Source organism: [Empedobacter] haloabium (assembly GCA_008011715.2).
Lineage (GTDB): Bacteria > Pseudomonadota > Gammaproteobacteria > Burkholderiales > Burkholderiaceae_D > Rugamonas > Rugamonas haloabia.
The window spans coordinates 382,878-400,327 of sequence record CP136508.1 but is presented as its reverse complement, the minus strand read 5'-3'; the positions used below and the strand labels follow the sequence as shown (position 1 = coordinate 400,327).

Below are 17,450 nucleotides of genomic sequence, written 5' to 3'. Positions count from 1 at the left end.
TTGCGTCGTGGCGTGTTTGCGACTAACATTTGAATAACTATTCAGATGTTGAAAAATGAGCACACCAGACATGAACAGTCCCTATCCCGAACACGACGCATCAGTGGCCCAACTGGCCGACCTGTTCCACCTGCTGGGTGATCCGACCCGGCTACGCATCGTGCTGGCCTGCGTGGCCGCGCCGATCGCCGTCAGCGACATCGCCGCCACGCTGGCGCTGAGCAGCTCGCTGGTCAGCCACCACTTGCGCCTGCTGCGCGCGGCCCGCATCGTCAAGGCCGAACGGCAGGGCAAGCAGGTCTTCTACACCACGGCGGACGCCCACATCAGCGGCGTGCTGCGCGATATGCTGGAACATATCGCCGAACCATCGACACCCCAGGACGCAGGAGCGGACGTATGAGCGGGCACCACCACCACGGCCATGACCACGGCCACCATCACCATCACGGCGATCCCGCCAACCACGGCCGCGCATTCGCCATCGCGATCACGCTGAACGCGATCTTCGTCGCGGTGGAATTCGGTTACGGCTTCGTCGCCAACTCGACGGCGCTGATGGCCGACGCGGGCCACAACCTGTCCGACGTGCTGGGCCTGATGCTGGCCTGGGGCGCCGCGATCCTGGCGAAACGGGCGCCGTCGCGCCGCTTCACGTATGGCCTGCGCAGCAGCTCGATGCTGGCCGCACTGTTCAACGGCATGCTGCTGATGGGCGCCTGCGGCGCGATCCTGTGGGAGGCGGTGCTGCAGCTGATCCACCCGGTGCCCGTGCATGGGGCGACGGTCTCGGTGGTGGCGGCCGTCGGCATTGCCGTCAATGGCCTGTCGGCCTGGCTGTTCATGGCCGGCAGCAAGGACGACCTGAACATCCGCGGCGCCTACCTGCACCTGGCGGCGGATGCGGCGATCTCGCTGGGCGTGCTGGTATCGGGCCTGGTCGTCATGTACACGGGCTGGATCCGGCTGGACCCGCTGGTCAGCATCGCCATCGTCGTGCTGATCGTGCTGGGCACGTGGTCGCTGCTGAAGGAGTCGCTGCGAATGATGATGGCCGCCGTGCCGGCCAACGTCGATTCACGCAAGGTGGAACAGTTCCTGCGCGGCCGCGCCGGCGTGACGGATGTGCACGACCTGCACATCTGGTCGATGAGCACGACGGAAACGGCGCTGACGGCCCACCTGGTCATGCCGGACGGCTACCCGGGCGACGCGGCGATGGACGACATCGCGCGCGACCTGCGCCAGGAGTTCGCCATCCATCACAGCACCTTGCAGACCGAGCGCGGCACGACGGAGCACGCCTGCTGCCTGACGCCGGAGCAGGCTGGCCACGATCACGGCCACGATCACGGCCATGACCATGACCATGACCACGATCACGACCATGAGCACGGCCATGACGAGCATGACCACGGCCATCGCGGCCATGGTCATGCGCACCCTCACTGATCGCCGAGGCCGGCGAACAGCGCGGTACTGAGGTAGCGTTCGCCGAACGACGGGATCACCGTCACGATCACCTTGCCTTCGTTTTCCGGGCGCCGTGCGACCTGCACGGCGGCCCACAGCGCGGCGCCGGACGAAATCCCCACCAGCAGCCCTTCCTCGGCGGCCGCCCGGCGCGCCATCGTGAACGCGTCCTCGTTTTTCACGCACACCACTTCGTCGTAGATATGCGTGTTCAGCACGGCCGGCACGAAGCCGGCGCCGATGCCCTGCAGCGGGTGCGGCCCCTTGGTGCCTTTCGACAGCATCGGCGACGCTTCCGGCTCCACCGCGATGGCGCGGAAGCTGCTCTTGCGCTCGCGCAGTATCTCGCCGACACCGGTAATCGTGCCGCCGGTGCCGACGCCGGCGACCAGGATGTCGACCTGGCCGTCGGTGTCGCGCCAGATTTCCTCGGCAGTCGTGCGGCGGTGGATTTCCGGATTGGCGGGGTTGTTGAACTGCTGCGGCATCAGGCAGCGCGGGTCGCTGGCGACCATTTCCTCGGCACGGCGGATGGCACCCAGCATGCCTTCGCTGCCCGGCGTCAGCACCAGCTCGGCGCCGTACGCGCGCAGCAGCATGCGGCGTTCACGGCTCATCGTGTCCGGCATGACGAGGGTGCACTTGTAGCCGCGCGCGGCGCACACCATCGCCAGTGCGATGCCGGTGTTGCCGCTGGTGGGTTCGACGAAGATGGTGTCCGGCTTGACGAGGCCGGCGGCCTCGGCCGCCGCGATCATCGACAGGCCGATCCGGTCCTTGACGCTGTGCGCCGGATTGAAGAATTCCAGCTTGGCCAGCACTTGCGCGCCGCTGCCGGCGGCCAGGCGGTTGATGCGGACCAGCGGGGTATTGCCGATCAGCTCGGTAACATCGTTGGCGATTTTCATTGGTTGGTCTCCGCGGGTTCGTGGGAGACCAAGTGTACGCCGGGCGTTATTTGACGTCGAGCAGTTCCACGTCGAAGATCAGCGCCGAGTTGGCCGGAATGCCGGGCATGCTGCGCGCACCGTACGCCAGTTCCGACGGGATGATCAGCGTGCGCTTGCCGCCCACCTTCATGCCGGTCACGCCCTGCTCCCAGCCCTTGATGACGCGGCCGGCGCCCAGCTGGAACTCCAGCGGCTCGCCGCGCGGACGCGACGAGTCGAACTGGCGGCCGCGCTGGTTCTTCGCCAGCGGGCGGTACAGCCAGCCGGTGTAGTGCACGGAGACGTTGCTGCCGGCGGTCGCTTCGCGGCCGCTGCCGACCTTGACGTCGTTGACGATCAGCTGTTCGGCGGCCGGACCGGGCGCGGCGGAGCCCGGCACGATGGCGGCCGGCGCGGCGTCGGCCTGGGCGGCCTGGGTCTCCGGCGCGGGCGTCGGCGTCTGCGCCAGGGCGGCGCCAGCCAGGCTGAAGGACAGTACGGCAAACAAGGCGGACAAACGGGTCATGAGGTATTCTTCCTGTTCTGATTTCGAGGCGGCATCATGATAGCAAATCATCCGCAAGCCACGCCAAACGCGGCCACCCGCAAGCTGTTCTACGCGCTGTGGCCGGACGACGCCGCGCGCGCCGCGCTGGCGGCCTTGCAGGCCGGCGTACGGGGCCGGCTGATCCCGCCGGCCAAGCTGCACGTCACGCTGGCCTTCCTGGGCCACCTGCCGGCCGATGCGGTCCCGCAGCTGCTGGACATCCTGGCCGCGCTGCCGCTGCCGGCACTGGAACTGTCGATCGACTGCTACGGTTATTTCGCCAGGCCCCGCATCGCCTGGGCCGGCATGACGCAACCGCCGGCCGCCTTGATCGAGCTGCAGGCGGAGCTGGTACGGCGGCTGGAGGCGGCAGGGTTTTCCACGGCCACGCATGGCAGCTTCAAGCCGCACGTCACGCTGGCGCGGGAAGCGAAGGAGGCGCCCACCGGCACGTTCGCGCCGGTGCCGTGGCACGGTGCGCGCGCGGTGCTGGTGGAGTCGCTGCCGGGTGGGGAGTATGTGGTACTGGAGGGTCTGTCCCCGCACGGGGACTGACCCTGAAGTGCATGTCACTGCGGTTGCATTAGTGGCTGAACAGACGCAGCAAGGTCACCGCCGGCGACAGCGAACCGATCCTGCGCCCCGTCTTGGCGGCCTCGATGACATCGACCAGTTCCTCGTACTTGTCCACCTGCGGGTCTTCCAGGTTCGTCATGTTCATGCTCCAGCGGACGAACGTGCGGTACTGCGCCGGTTCGTTGTACAGCAGGCGGAAATCGTGGTGACGTGGGTCGTTCTGGATCGTGGCGACGAGCTTTCGCAGCGTTGCTTCCGGCCCTTCCAGCACCTGCATGAACCAGCCGCCGTTGTAGAACAGGCTGCCGGTGACGTCGATGCGGGCATTGTTGGCCTTGGCCTGGGTCAGGAGGTCGAGCAGCTCCTCCTTCGACATCTGGTAGCTGGCCTGGCTGATATAGACGAGTTGATGAAGTGACATGATGGGCGACTCGGATGGGGTTCAAGTTGCCCTATGGAATATATCCCAACTCCGCCCGACGCGGCGCAGGCTTCGCGCTTTCGTCGGGTTTTCGCGATGCGGCTGAAACCTGCCGGCGAACTTCGGGGTCAGTCCCCTGCGGGGACAGACCCCACCGGCTCCTCCGCCAGCTTGCGCAGCAAATGCCCCGCAGCCACCATGCCGAACGTGGCCGTCACCACCATCGCCGAGCCGAAGCCGGCGCAGTTGATGCCGGTCAGCCCCGGCTTCTGCGCGGCCGCGGCCAGCTCGTCGCCGTCCACCGAGCACACCTCGCCGCTCTCCGGGAACTTCAGCGGCTCCATCGAGAACACGGCATCCACGCCCAGCTTGTTCTTGCCGTTGGCGGGATAGTTGTATTGGCTGCGCAGGCGCCGCCTTACCTTCTTGAGCAGCGGCTCCTGCTCCGTGCGGGCCAGGTCGCGCACCTCGATGCGGGTCGGATCGGTCTGGCCGCCCGCGCTGCCGATGACGATCAGCGCAACGCTGTTGATGCGGCAGTAGTGCACCAGCGCCGTCTTGGCCCGGGCGCTGTCCATCGCGTCGATCACGTAGTCGTAGTCGTGCCCGCCGATCATCTCGTCGAGATTGTCCGGCGTGACGAAATCCTCGATCTCCGTCACCTGGCAATAGGGATTGATCTCGGCGATGCGCTGCCTCAGCGCCGTGATCTTGGCCATGCCGATCGTGCTGGTCAGGGCCTGGATCTGGCGGTTGACGTTCGATTCGGCCACGTTGTCCAGGTCGATCAGGGTGAGGCGGCCGACGGCGCTGCGCGCCAGCGCCTCGACGATCCAGGAGCCGACCCCGCCGACGCCGATCACGCAGATGTGGGCGGCGCGAAAGCGCGCCAGCGCCTGCTCGCCATACAGGCGGGCGATGCCGCCGAAGCGGCGCTCGAAGTCGATATCGTGCTCGACAGGCAGGGAGGAAGTCAGGTCGTTCATGGTTCCATTTTACCGGACCCGTCGAAGCGACAGCGCCGGAGGATTCATCTACAATCCGCCCGATACCCCCTGACGAGAGAGAACGATGAGCGAGTCCCTGATGGAGGCGGTCCCCGGTTTCGACCAGCCGATCGCCGTACTGAAGCACTGCCACGACAAGATCCGCAAGCAGCTGAAGACCTTGCAGAACCTGCTGGCCCACCTGCCCGTGCATGGCGCCGATGCCGCCGCACAGGGTGCGGCCCAGGCGGTGCTGAAATATTTTAATACCGCCGCCCACCTGCACCATGCCGACGAGGAGCAGGACCTGCTGCCGATGCTGGAAGCCACGGCGACCGGTGCCGACCTGGAACTGATCAGCGCCCTCAAGCCGCGCATCCTCGAACAGCACCTGCAGATGGATAAAGATTGGCATATACTTAACTCGCAGCTGGAGCGCATCGCCGCGGGCACGGCGGCGGAGCTGTCGCCGGACGACGTGGCGCGCTTCGTGCAGAGCTACACGGCGCACATGGAAACCGAGGAGAGCCAGGTGGCGCCGATGGCCAAGCGCCTGTTCAGCCCGGCGCAGATGCAGATCATGGGCGACGCGATGCAGCGCCGCCGCGGCATCTCGGCCGAGCCTGAGGTGAACTCCCCATCGGTAGCGCAGGCAGCGGCGCCGACGGTCACGGCGGCGGCAATTGCCGGCGGCATCGCGCTGGCGGACCTGCGCATGGATTACGGCCGCGCCAGCCTGTCGAAGGAGGACACGCTGGACGATCCGGTGGCCCAGTTCACCAAGTGGTTCGGCGAAGCGATGAAGGCGCAGGTGAACGAGCCGAACGCGATGAGCGTGGCCACCGTCGGCAGCGATGGCCGGCCCACCTCGCGCATCGTGCTGATCAAGCAGTACGACGAGCGCGGCTTCACGTGGTACACGAATTACGCCAGCCAGAAAGGCCGGCAGCTGGCGGACAATCCGCATGCGGCGCTGCTGTTCTTCTGGCCCGAGCTGGAGCGCCAGGTGCGCATCGAGGGCCGCGTCGAGCGCACGTCCGCGGAGGAAAGCGACAAGTATTTCTACAGCCGCCCGGTAAAGAGCCAGTTGGCGGCCATCGCTTCGGCGCAGAGCGCGCCGATCGCGAACCGCGCCGAGATGGAAGCGCGTTATGCGGCAGTGGAAGCGGAAAGCGGCGACAAGCCGCGGCGCCCGGACCACTGGGGCGGCTACCGCCTCGTCCCGGACCGCCTCGAATTCTGGCAGGGCCGCCGCTCGCGCTTCCACGACCGCATCGTCTACACACGGCAGGCGGACGGCAGCTGGACGCGGGAGCGCATCCAGCCTTGAACCTTCCCCTCCGGCGCGACAGGTGACGACGTACCGACCGGAGGCTATCGTGTTCGACCAAAACCGACTCAGCGCATGGGTGGCCGGCGTCACCCACCAGAATCCGTTGCCCTTGCGGCTGGAGTTATGGAACGGCCAGGCGATCGACTTCTCCAGCGAGGCGCCGCGCGTGACGATCCGGGTGCCCCACCCGTCGGCGGCACGCTACCTGCTGCGGCCTTCGCTGTCCAACCTGGGCAAGGCCTACGTGGAAGGCGACATCGAAGTACGGGGCAGCGCCAGCGACATGATCCGCGTGGTCAACGCACTGGCCAGGAGCACGCTGAAGGCGGACGGCAAGCTGGCCCGCATCGTCCGCCACTTCACCCACGACCGCCGCAAGGACGCGGAAGCGATCCGCTACCACTACGACGTCTCCAACGCGTTCTACCAGCAGTTCCTCGACCCGGACATGGTGTACTCGTGCGCCTATTTCGAGCAAGGCGACGAAGACCTGGCCACGGCGCAGGTCAGGAAGATCGACCACATCCTGACGAAAATCCGGCTGCGCCCGGACCAGACCCTGCTCGACATCGGCTGCGGCTGGGGCGCGCTCGTGCTGCGCGCGGCGCAGCAGTTCGGCGCTCGCTGCGTCGGCATCACGCTGTCGCGCAACCAGTACGAACTGGCGCGCGAGCGGGTCGCGCAGGCGGGCCTGGCGGACCGTGTCGACATCCGCCTGCAAGACTACCGCGACGTGCGCGGCACGTTCGACCGCATCACCAGCGTCGGCATGTTCGAGCACGTCGGCATCCGCCACCTGCCGGAATACTTCGGCATCATCGGCCGGCTGCTGGCGGAAGACGGCGTCGCCATGAACCACGGCATCACGACCACCGACCCGGACAACGGCGAAACGCCCTACGGCGGCGGCGAATTCATCGCCCGCTACGTCTTTCCGCAAGGGGAGCTGGCCCATCTCGGCGCCGTGCTGAAGGCCATGCAGCAGGGCAACCTGGAAGCGTACGACGTGGAAAACCTGCGCCGCCACTATGCCCGCACGCTGTCGATCTGGACCGAGAACTTCGAGGCCAACGCGGCGCGCATCAAGGACCTGGCGGGCGAAAAACGCTTTCGCATCTGGCACGTCTACCTGGCCGGCTGCGCGTATGCGTTCGACCAGGACCTGATCAGCCTGTACCAGATCGTGTGCGGCAAGGCCGGGCGGCATCCGCGTTCGCTGCCGTGGTCGCGCCGTTACATGTATGAGCAATGAGCGCAGACGCGAGCGTTTCCTCTCGACAAACCCGTGCTGTCGGGTTAGGCTGGCTTTTTTGCTAACTCCTTTGCGCCAATGCCGCTTCTGATCCGCGCCTGCAGTCTTGCCCTGGTTTCGCTTGTCTTCGTGTCCGGGGCCAAAGCCGCCCCATTCGTGCCATGCGACGACGCGGCCACCGACGCCGCGCTGCGCGGCAGCCTGTGCGCCGTCGAGCGCGTGCCGGCCGATCCTTCCGGCGCAGCCGGTACGGCCGGCGAGATCGACCTGTTCGTGCGCAAGTTCCCCGCAGAGGGCGCCAGCCGCGGCAACGTCTGGCTGGTCGCCGGCGGCCCGGGCGAATCGGGTGCATCGTTCTACGGCCTGATCGACACCTTCCGCGCTGCCTTCCCCGGCTTCGACCTGCTGCTGCCGGATCACCGCGGCACGGGTTTTTCCACGCGCATGTGCCCGCAAGAGGAAGCCCCGGGCTCGCCTGGCGGCACCGCCCTCGTCAACGACGAATGGGGCACCTGCTTCGCCCGCCTGAAGGCCGCGCCGGCCCAGGCGCGCCGCTTCTCGCAGACGAATGCCGCGCACGACCTGAAGCGCCTGCTGGAGCGCATGCCGCGTCACGGCAAGACCTACGTCTACGGCGTGTCCTACGGGACCCAGCTGGTGCTGCGCACGGTGGCGCTCGGCGCGACGGGCATCGACGGTGTCGTCCTCGACTCGCTGGTACCGCGCCAGGACGACGACAAGGCCGACCTGAGCCGCCGCTCGCTGGTGACCGACGCGGTGGGACGCCAGGTACTGGCTGCCTGCGACGCCAGCCCGCGCTGCCGGCGCAACATGGGCGAACCGGCCGCGGCGGTGTACCGCCGGGTACTGGCACGCGCCGCCAACGACCCGCAGCTGTTGGCGGACGTCCCCGGCAAGAACCTGAAACGCTTCTTCGGTGCCCTGCTGGACGTGCCGGGCGCCACAGGGCGGATCCCCTACGTGATCAAGGAGCTGGACGAAGGCAAGGTAGCGGGGCTGCAGGCCCTGGTCGCCGAGGCGCAACAGACGATGGCGCAACTGGGCAGCTTCCCGCAGTCGCCACCGTCGGTACCGCTCGTCAGCCTGATCAGCGGCTCGGAAAACAACCTGCAACCGGACCGCACCGCCCAGGCCGTGCGCGAAGAAGAAGCGGGCCTGCTGTTTGCCAGCCCCCTGCCGGGCTTGCTGGTCAATGCGGCGGTGCCGCTGTACCCGCGCGACGCGCTGTTCGCGCGCATGCCGGCACAGTTGCCGCCGATCCTGGTCATCCATGGTGATCGCGACGCGAAGACGCCGCTGGACGCCGCCGAGCGCCACGTCGCGGCGCTGCGCGAGACCGGGCCGGTGCAGGTGTACGTCGCCATGGGCACCGGCCATTTCTCGCTGTGGTGGAACGGTGCCTGCACGCGCGCGACCGTGCGCAAGTTCGTGCTGGGCCCGCAGGACGAGAGCCGCTGCTTCAGCGTCTCATCCCACGACTGAGGCTTACTGCCCCTTCAGGCGCGCCGCATGCATCTTGCGGAACTTCGTCACCTTCGGCTCGACGACGAAGGCGCAGTAGCCCTGCAGCGGGTGCTGGGCAAAATAATTCTGGTGGTAGTCCTCGGCCTTGTAGTACGGCTGTGCCGGCGAGATTTCCGTGACGATCGGCGCGTCCCACACGTGCGCCATCTCCGCCATCACCTGGCGCGCCATCGCTTCCTGCTCCGGCGACTGGTAATAGATGACGGAGCGGTATTGCGTGCCCACGTCGTTGCCCTGGCGGTTCAGGGTGGTCGGATCGTGGATCGTGAAGAAGATCTCGAGGATGTCGCGGTAGCTGATCACGTCCGGATCGAATTCCAGTCGCACGACCTCGGCATGGCCGGTCGTGCCGGCGCACACCTGTTCGTAGGTCGGGTTCGGCTGCGCGCCGCCCGTATAGCCCGACTCCACTTTCGTCACGCCCTTCACTTCCAGGTAGACCGCCTCGGTACACCAGAAGCATCCGCCGCCCAGCACTGCGATTTCCGTCGCCATACCATCTCTCCATGTTGATGTTGTTACTGTAACGCATATGGCAGATGGATGCCGCGAGCAACCGTTTCAACGGGCGGCGCCGCGCAGCCAGACGAAACCCAGCGCCCCCGCCACGAGCGAGGCCAGCAGGATGGCGATCTTCGACGCCGTGATCGCGTCCGCCTGACCCGGAAACGCCAGGTTGGTGATGAAGATCGACATCGTGAAGCCGATCCCGCCCAGCATGCCGGCGCCCAGCACGTGGCGCCAGCCCAGGTCGGCCGGCAGGCGGCACCAGCCGACCGTGACGGCCAGCCAGCTCAGCAGGAAGATGCCCAGCGGCTTGCCCAGCACCAGGCCCGCCATGATGCCCAGGCTGTTCTCCGACAGCAGGCCCTGCTGCCAGTCGGCCGGGATGACGATGCCGGTATTGGCCAGCGCGAACACGGGCAGGATCAGGAACGCGACGGGCCGGTGCAGCCAGTGCTCCAGCCGGTGCGACGGCGACTCATGGTCCTCGCTCTTGTGCGAGAACGGGATGGCGAACGCCAGCAGCACGCCGGCGATCGTCGCGTGCACGCCCGATTTCAGCATCAGGAACCACATCAGCGCGCCGCCGGCCAGGTAGGGCAGCAGTTTCATCACGCGCAGCACCCGGTTGCACAACAGCAGCAGCGCGAACACGGCCAGCGCGCCGGCCAGGTAAGGCAACGACACGTGCGCCGTATAAAACACGGCGATGACGACAATGGCACCCAGGTCGTCCATGACGGCCAGTGCCGTCAGGAAGATCTTCAGGCTGGCGGGAATGCGGCTGCCCAGCAGCGCCAGCACGCCCAGCGCGAACGCGATGTCGGTGGCCATCGGAATGCCGGCGCCGCCCTGGGTCGGCGTGCCCGCGTTGAACGCCGCGTGCAGCGCGGCCGGCAGCACGATGCCGCCGACCGCGGCCAGGATCGGCAGCAGCGCATTGCGCAGGTCGGACAGCTCGCCGCTGTACAGCTCGCGCTCCAGTTCCAGGCCGACAAACAGGAAGAAGATCGCCATCAGCAGGTCGTTGACCCACAGCTCGACGGAGAGGCCGGCCACCTCGCGGTGCCAGAACCCGAGATAGGCCGGCCCCAGCGTGGAATTGGCCAGCAGCAGCGACAGGATCGTGCAACAGATCAGCACGACGCCACCGGCTTTTTCGGACTCGAAGAAACGGATAAACGTGGCGGTCGGGTTGGCGGTCATGGGTGCGGGACGAAGTTGGCGAAACGCCACTATACCGTGCCCCGGGAACGCGCCGGTCAGCGTTGGCAAACTTTGGCATAATGGCAGAAAACCAAGGCCTCTCGATGAATACCAGTTCCCCGCGCAACCACGCACAGTTCGACAGCACCCATTTCCGCCAGGCGCTGTCGCAGTTCTAGATGTGTATAAGCGACAGGCGTTACCGTGATCACGACGCGGCTGGCCGACGGCAGCTACCGCGGGCTGACCGCCAGTTCGTTCAACTCCGTCTCGCTCGATCCGCCGCTGGTGCTGTGGAGCCTGCGCACGGCCGCCAACAGCATGCCCATCTTCAGCGGCAACTCGCATTACGTCATCAACGTGCTGTCGGCCGACCAGGCCCATATGGCCAAGCTGTTCTCGACACGCGATACCGATCCGTTCACGCAGGTCGCGTTCGAGCTGTCGCGCACCGGCCAACCCGTCATCCAGGGCTGCACCGCCTGGTTCGAATGCCACAACCGCAGCCGCTATCCCGAAGGCGACCACGTGATCTTCGTCGGCGAAGTCGAGCATTGCGAATTCACGCCGCGCGAACCGTTGGTGTTTCACGACGGCAAGTTGGGTGGCCTGCACACGCCCGCGTGAAAAAGCGGAAATTGGTGTCGCCATTTCAAAAGCCGGCGTCGCTTCCCTCGCTTTAGAATGCAGGGAACCGAAACCACAATGAGAGAGACACATGAGCCAAGCCCGCGCCCAGTTCCATTGGGATGACCCGCTGCTGCTGAACGAACAGCTGACCGACGACGAACGCATGGTGCGTGACGCCGCCGCCGCGTACTGCCAGGACAAGCTGGCGCCGCGCATCCTGGAGGCCTTCCGCCATGAGCGCATGGACACGTCGATCTTCCGCGAAATGGGCGAGCTGGGCCTCTTGGGCCCGACGATCCCGGAGGAATACGGCGGCCCTGGCCTGAACTACGTGTCGTACGGCCTGATCGCGCGCGAAGTGGAGCGCGTGGACTCCGGCTACCGTTCGATGATGAGCGTGCAGTCGTCGCTGGTGATGGTGCCGATCTATGAGTTCGGCACGGAAGAACAGCGCCGCAAATACCTGCCGAAGCTGGCGACGGGCGAATGGATCGGCTGCTTCGGCCTGACCGAGCCGAACCACGGCTCCGACCCGGGCTCGATGATCACCCGCGCGAAAAAAGTCGCGGGCGGCTACGCGCTGACCGGCTCGAAAATGTGGATCACCAACTCGCCGGTCGCCGACGTGTTCGTCGTCTGGGCCAAGGACGACGAAGGCGCGATCCGCGGCTTCGTACTGGAAAAAGGCATGGAAGGCCTGTCGGCCCCGGCCATTCACGGCAAGTTCGGCCTGCGTTCCTCCGTCACGGGCGAGATCGTCATGGATAACGTGTTCGTGCCGGAAGAAAACGCCTTCCCGGACGTGCGCGGCCTGAAGGGTCCGTTCACCTGCCTGAACTCGGCCCGCTACGGCATCGCCTGGGGCGCGCTGGGCGCCGCCGAAAGCTGCTGGCACACGGCGCGCCAGTATGTGCTGGACCGCAAGCAGTTCGGCCGTCCGCTGGCCGCCAACCAGCTGGTGCAGAAGAAGCTCGCCGACATGCAGACGGAAATCACGCTGGGCCTGCAGGGCTGCCTGCAGCTGGGCCGCATGAAGGACGCCGGCACGGCGGCCGTCGAGATCACCTCGATGATGAAGCGCAACTCCTGCGGCAAGGCGCTGGACGTGGCCCGTACCGCGCGTGACATGCTGGGCGGTAACGGTATCTCCGACGAATTCGGCATCATCCGCCACATGGTCAACCTGGAAGTGGTCAACACCTACGAAGGCACGCATGACATCCATGCGCTGATCCTGGGCCGCGCGCAGACGGGTATCCAGGCGTTCCAGTAAGCGGTTGGGGTCTTGGGGTCTGTCCCCAACGGGGACTGACCCCGAAGTTTGCCGGCGTCACCGGAAAGAATATTCGGGGTCAGTCCCCTGCGGGGACAGACCCCAGCTGCGGACTCTTCGCCACCCGGTTCAACACCGCATAAATCGCCTTCGCCTGCACCGGCTTGACGAGATGCTCGTCGAACCCGGCCGCCAGCGCGCGGGCGCGATCTTCCGGTTGCCCGTAGCCCGTCAGGGCGACGATGCACGTGCCCGCCAGTTCAGGCAGCGCCCGCAGCTGCTGCACCAGCTCGTAGCCATCCATCCCGGGCAGGCCGATGTCCACGAACATCAGCGCCGGCACCTGTTGCCGGACCAGTTCCAGCGCCTCGGCCGCGCCGCCGCACGCCGTGACGGCGTAGCCGGCCGCGTCCAGCAGCAGGGCCAGGGTCTGCGCCGCGTCCGCATTGTCGTCGACCACCATCAGCGGACGCCGGCCGCCATGCGGCACGGTCGTATCGCGCGGCACGTCAGGCGCACTGGCGCCGGGTGCGGCAACCGTCGGCAGGCAGACACGGAAGCGGCTGCCCTGCCCGGCGCCCGCGCTGCTGGCGCTGACACGTCCGCCATGCAGCTCCACCAGGCTCTTCACCAGTGCCAGGCCCAGGCCGAGGCCGCCCTGCGAGCGGTCGGGTGAACGCTCCGCCTGCGTGAACAGGTCGAACACGTGCGGCAGCAATTGCGCGGGAATGCCGATGCCGTTGTCGGACACCGTCGCGATGGCCTCGTCGCCTTCCACCGCGACCGCCAGCGCGATCTGCCCGCCCGGCGGCGTATAGCGGGCCGCATTGTTCAGGATGTTCGACAGCACCTGGATCAGCCGTGTGCGGTCGCCCTGCACGTACGGCGCCTCGGCCGGCAGCGCCATCGTCAGCCGATGCTGGCGCGCGTCCATCAGCGCGCCGGCCTGCTCTACCGCTTCGGTGGCGACGGCGTTGAAGTCGAGCGTCTCCCGGCGCAGGGTCACAAGGCCACGCGTGACGCGCGACACGTCCAGCAGGTCGTCCACCAGCTTGGTCATGTGCTCGACCTGGCGGCCGATGACGGCACTGGTCTGGCGGATGCGGGCGTCGTCCAGCTTACCCAGACGCAGCAGCTCGGCCGCGGTGGCGATCGGCGCCAGCGGATTGCGCAGCTCGTGCGCCAGCATGGCCAGGAATTCGTCCTTGCGCCGGTTGGCGTCCTTCAGCTCCTGCTGCGCCAGCTCGATCGGCGTCACGTCCGTGTTCGTCCCGAACCATTGGACGATGTTGCCCTCCGCATCGCGCAGCGGCGCGGCCACGATCAGGAAGCTGCGGTATTCGCCGCTGGCCGCGCGCATGCGCGCCGTGACCTCGTAGGGTGCGCCGCCCACCAGCGAGCGGTTCCACGCCGCCATCAGGCGCGGCAGGTCGTCCGGGTGGAACCAGTCGCGCCAACCGCCCTGCAGCGCCTGCGTGCTGGTGGCGCCCGTGAAGGCGAACCAGCGGTCGTTGAACCAGTGGGTGTCGCCATCGGGCGCGGCCATCCACGCCAGCTGGGGAATCGTATTGGCCAGCTGGCGCAGCCGCTGTTCGCTTTCGCGCAGCGCCCGCGTCGCGTACACGGCCTCCGTCACGTCGCTGCCCTCGACGAAGATGCCGGACACCGCGCCGCGGTGGTCGCGGATCGGCTGGAAGATAAAGCTGACGAAGCGCTGCTCCAGCATCCCGCCGGCCTGCCGCCGCAGCATGATCGGCATCTCGCGCCCGACATGCGCCTCGCCGCTGGCATAGACCTGGTCCAGCAGCGCGACAAAGCCCTGGTCGCGCACTTCGGGCATCACGTCCGCCACGTTGCGGCCGACCACGTCGGTACGCCCGATCAGTTGCAGGTAGGCGTCGTTGGCGATCTCGAACGTGTGGCTGGGGCTGCGCAGCACGGCCAGGATACCGGGCGCTTCCTGGAACAGCAGCCGCATGCGCTCGATCTCCTCGGCGCGGTGGCCCGCGGCCAGGACTTGCTCCGTCGTTTCCACGACGGCGCAAAACATGCCGGCAACCGTCCCGCCATCGTCGTACACCGGTGAGTACGAGAACGTAAACCACGTCTGTTCGTCGTAGCCGCGCCGGTTCATCGTCAGCGGCAGGTTCTCGTGGTAGGTGGCGCGGCCGTGCAGGGCATCGTCGATGCTGGGCCAGATGTCGTCCCAGATTTCGGCCCAGATCGACTGGAACGGCCGGCCCAGCGCGGTGGGATGCTTGTCGCCCAGGATTTCCGCATACGAATCGTTGTACAGGAATGCCAGCTGCGGCCCCCAGGCGATAAACATGGGGAACTTCGAGTTCAGCATCAAGGCCACGACCGAGCGCAGCGCCACGGGCCAACCCAGCGGCGGCCCCAGCGGCGAGTCGCGCCAGTCGTGCGCGCGCATCATGGCTCCCATCCGTCCGCCTTCGCTGAGGCATGCCGGTACCGCCGTGGGCGTCAGGGGAGCTGGTGATGTTGTCATGCGCCGAGTATAACAAGCCGGTCCGGTGCGCACGTTTGCATACGGCAACAAAAAAGCCGGCATGGCCGGCTTCTGGTGACCTGGCGCGGGCGCGGTCAGAACTTGAACGTCACGCCCACGTTGACCGCGACCGGATCGAGCCGGATGTCCTGCGTTTGCCCGGTGGAGTACGTCGCCGTCGTCTTGACCTTGGTCTTGATGACGCCGCCGTCGACCGACCAGCGCTCGTTCAGCCGATAGCTGGCGCCCAGTTGCACGCTGGGCGCCCATTTCGCTTCCAGCGAGAACGTCGACGCCGGGCCGCCCGTGTTCAGCACGGCAGTCAGCTGGGCCGAGCCGCGCTCGCGGCGGAAGTAGGCGTACGTGACGCCCACGCCCACGTAGGGGCGGAACACGGCGTTCGCGCCGAAGAAGCGGTACTGCGCGAACAAGGTGGGCGGCAGCACGTCGGCCGTGCCCAGCTTGCCGGTGCCCTCGATGGCGCCGGCGCCGAACAGGTCGTGGCGGTACGGCACACCCAGGTCCAGTTCGGCCGCGATATTGTCGGTGACGAAGTAGGCCAGGTTAAAGATCGGCTTGCTGTCGGTGCCGATGTCGGCCTTCGTGCCGGGCAGCGCGGGTGCGCTGACGTCGCCGCTTTCCACCTTCGGCGTGATCTTGTTGACGCCGACCTTGACGGTCCAGTCGCCCCTGGCCTGCGCCGCCGCGCCACCGGCGGCGCTCAGGGCGGCAGCCAGCGCCAGCAGCTTGGCTGCCGTATGCAAAGTCTTGTTCATCGTGTCTCCTTTATTGTGGGGTGGCGATCAGAGCCAGCCTTTCGTCACCATCGAGCGGGACACGTAACGCGCCAGCAGCAGGTTGTTGAACGGGGTCGGGTGCACTTCGTCGGCGAACGAGTAGTGGCTGACATCGCCGGCCTTCAGGCTGGCGGCCGTGCAGCCCAGCGAGCTGGCCAGCGGATTTTTCGGCGACGCCAGGTCGCACGCCGGTTCGCTGACGTTGGTCAGTCCATACGGGCCGGGGTTGGTCGCCTGGTCGTGGCTGACGGCATACACGTCGACGATCAGCGCCTTCGGTTCGGCCGCCAGCGCCGAATTGAGCTGGGTATTGAACGCCTGCACCATCTTGTCGATCAGCGCGCGCGTGGCTTCGTCCTTGCCGCGCGCGGCCGGGGTCGTCGCCACGTCCGGCAGGTTGTTGACGACGACGTAGTTGGCACCCTTGCCGATCAGCTGCGTCTTGACCAAGGTGGCCAGTTCGGCGCCGGCCGTGGCCAGCGCGGCCACCAGGCCCGGCGCCTGCGCCGTCACGTAATCGGCACCGGCCTTGGCGCCGGCGGCGTTGCCGGCCTGCTCCGCCGTCTTGACCATCGGGCCGTACACGGTGACCGATGCCGCGGCGGTATAGCCGGCGCGCACGGCGGCCTGGACGGCAGCCGCCACGATCAGCTCGTTGGTGGCGCCGGGCTGCGCCGAGGCCGTCGCGATGGCCGCGCCGATCGCCTGGGCGGAGGTGGCAGGGTTGGTGGTGCCCGCGGCCAGCTGAGTGGCCAGGCTGGTGGCGAAGGCCGTCTTGCCGGCGGTCGTGCCGGCGGCGGTGGCGCCGGCCTGCAACTGGGCCAGGCTGACGAGCACGTCGTTACCGCCCGCCATCACGAACACCACTTCGTCGCCCTTGAACGCACCGCCGACCTTGGCCAGGTGGTTCTGGATCTGCGTCACGACGGGCACGGTCAGCGCGCCGACCGGGCTGCCGGTCGCCTTGTGGCCGGCGCCGATCGGATTGGTCACGCGCGCGCCGCCCTGGGCATAGCCGAAGCACTCGGGGTGGTTGACGACAGGGACCGCAAAGCCCTTCGAGGCGTCGCCATCGAGGCCGGTCTGCGCCGCGCACGGTGCCGGCAGCTGGAACTGGGCGGCCATCAGCTCCGTCCAGTTCTTGCCGGTCAGCTCGGGCGCGACGGTGGCGTTGTTGCCGTTGATCGTGAACTTGCCGCCGCCCAGCGCCTTGACGGTGCCGACGTTGTAGCTGCCGACGTCGGACAGGCTGTCGCCGAAGGTGACCTGGGACGCGAACTTGACGCGGTTGGTCTGGCCGCCGGGCTGCGGATCGCCGCTGTTGCCGCCGCAGCCGGCCAGGACGGCGGCGAAGGCAACGGCAAGGGCTAGTTTGGTGTGACGCATGGTGTCTCCTGACTTGATATTGTTGTGCCAGCCAACGGATGTGCTGGTCGCGATCTGGCTAATATGCCAGCGATGCCGGGCGC

Annotated in this window: 16 protein-coding genes and 1 pseudogene; 8 read left to right on the top strand and 9 right to left on the bottom strand. The window is 67.2% G+C overall.

The window, feature by feature from the left end; genetic code table 11:
* The first annotated feature begins 70 nt into the window (after window positions 1-70).
* Window positions 71-403 (top strand): metalloregulator ArsR/SmtB family transcription factor, encoded by a 333-nt coding sequence (locus E7V67_001770; protein ID WUR13859.1) that lies wholly within the window; start codon window positions 71-73, stop codon window positions 401-403.
* Window positions 400-1,452, top strand: coding sequence for a cation diffusion facilitator family transporter (locus E7V67_001765; protein WUR13858.1), 1,053 nt, complete (start codon window positions 400-402; stop codon window positions 1,450-1,452). The genes E7V67_001770 and E7V67_001765 overlap by 4 nt, the downstream gene beginning before the upstream one ends.
* Here the strand turns inward: E7V67_001765 and cysK are convergent.
* A complete protein-coding gene (cysK, locus tag E7V67_001760; GenBank protein WUR13857.1) occupies window positions 1,446-2,381 on the bottom strand; it encodes a cysteine synthase A in 936 nt (311 codons plus the stop codon). The two genes, E7V67_001765 and cysK, sit on opposite strands and share 7 nt — an antisense overlap.
* A 46-nt stretch (window positions 2,382-2,427) precedes the next feature.
* Window positions 2,428-2,928, bottom strand: a complete 501-nt coding sequence (locus tag E7V67_001755) for an FKBP-type peptidyl-prolyl cis-trans isomerase (GenBank protein ID WUR13856.1) — start codon at window positions 2,926-2,928, stop codon at window positions 2,428-2,430.
* Window positions 2,929-2,964: 36 nt separating this feature from the next.
* Here E7V67_001755 and thpR point away from each other — a divergent pair, with 36 nt between their 5' ends.
* Window positions 2,965-3,504, top strand: a complete 540-nt coding sequence (thpR, locus tag E7V67_001750; protein WUR13855.1) for an RNA 2',3'-cyclic phosphodiesterase — start codon at window positions 2,965-2,967, stop codon at window positions 3,502-3,504.
* 28 nt (window positions 3,505-3,532) lie between these two features.
* On the opposite strand, the gene E7V67_001745 is transcribed toward thpR, so the two are convergent.
* Complete coding sequence (locus tag E7V67_001745; GenBank protein ID WUR13854.1) at window positions 3,533-3,946, bottom strand: BLUF domain-containing protein; 414 nt, start codon at window positions 3,944-3,946, stop codon at window positions 3,533-3,535.
* 128 nt (window positions 3,947-4,074) lie between these two features.
* Window positions 4,075-4,932 (bottom strand): tRNA cyclic N6-threonylcarbamoyladenosine(37) synthase TcdA, encoded by an 858-nt coding sequence (gene tcdA, locus E7V67_001740; GenBank protein ID WUR13853.1) that lies wholly within the window; start codon window positions 4,930-4,932, stop codon window positions 4,075-4,077.
* Window positions 4,933-5,017: 85 nt separating this feature from the next.
* On the opposite strand from tcdA, the gene pdxH reads away from it, so the two are divergent.
* From pdxH to E7V67_001725, 3 genes are all read left to right on the top strand, one after another.
* On the top strand, window positions 5,018-6,262 hold the full coding sequence (gene pdxH / locus E7V67_001735; protein ID WUR13852.1) for a pyridoxamine 5'-phosphate oxidase: 1,245 nt from the start codon (window positions 5,018-5,020) through the stop codon (window positions 6,260-6,262).
* A gap of 49 nt (window positions 6,263-6,311) precedes the next feature.
* Window positions 6,312-7,517, top strand: coding sequence for a cyclopropane-fatty-acyl-phospholipid synthase family protein (locus E7V67_001730; protein ID WUR13851.1), 1,206 nt, complete (start codon window positions 6,312-6,314; stop codon window positions 7,515-7,517).
* A 129-nt stretch (window positions 7,518-7,646) separates the two neighbouring features.
* The gene (locus tag E7V67_001725; protein WUR13850.1) at window positions 7,647-9,020 is read left to right on the top strand and encodes an alpha/beta fold hydrolase; all 1,374 of its coding nucleotides are present in this window, start codon (window positions 7,647-7,649) and stop codon (window positions 9,018-9,020) included.
* 3 nt (window positions 9,021-9,023) lie between these two features.
* Here E7V67_001725 and msrA read toward each other — a convergent pair whose 3' ends face one another.
* Window positions 9,024-9,557, bottom strand: coding sequence for a peptide-methionine (S)-S-oxide reductase MsrA (gene msrA, locus E7V67_001720; protein WUR13849.1), 534 nt, complete (start codon window positions 9,555-9,557; stop codon window positions 9,024-9,026).
* A 66-nt stretch (window positions 9,558-9,623) separates the two neighbouring features.
* Window positions 9,624-10,772 (bottom strand): Na+/H+ antiporter NhaA, encoded by a 1,149-nt coding sequence (gene nhaA / locus E7V67_001715; GenBank protein WUR13848.1) that lies wholly within the window; start codon window positions 10,770-10,772, stop codon window positions 9,624-9,626.
* A 104-nt stretch (window positions 10,773-10,876) separates the two neighbouring features.
* Between nhaA and E7V67_001710 the strand changes: the two are divergent.
* Both E7V67_001710 and E7V67_001705 read left to right on the top strand, forming a co-directional pair.
* Window positions 10,877-11,399, top strand: a pseudogene (locus tag E7V67_001710) (flavin reductase family protein).
* 91 nt (window positions 11,400-11,490) lie between these two features.
* Entirely contained in the window at window positions 11,491-12,675 is a 1,185-nt protein-coding gene (locus tag E7V67_001705) for an acyl-CoA dehydrogenase (GenBank protein ID WUR13847.1), read from the top strand.
* 79 nt (window positions 12,676-12,754) lie between these two features.
* Here the strand turns inward: E7V67_001705 and E7V67_001700 are convergent, their stop codons facing one another.
* The 3 genes from E7V67_001700 to E7V67_001690 all read right to left on the bottom strand — a co-directional run bounded on the left by E7V67_001700 (window position 12,755) and on the right by E7V67_001690 (window position 17,367).
* Entirely contained in the window at window positions 12,755-15,109 is a 2,355-nt protein-coding gene (locus E7V67_001700) for a PAS domain-containing protein (GenBank protein ID WUR13846.1), read from the bottom strand.
* A gap of 170 nt (window positions 15,110-15,279) precedes the next feature.
* Entirely contained in the window at window positions 15,280-15,960 is a 681-nt protein-coding gene (locus E7V67_001695) for an OmpW family outer membrane protein (protein ID WUR13845.1), read from the bottom strand.
* A 27-nt stretch (window positions 15,961-15,987) separates the two neighbouring features.
* Entirely contained in the window at window positions 15,988-17,367 is a 1,380-nt protein-coding gene (locus E7V67_001690) for an SGNH/GDSL hydrolase family protein (GenBank protein WUR13844.1), read from the bottom strand.
* Between the last annotated feature and the right edge of the window lie 83 nt (window positions 17,368-17,450).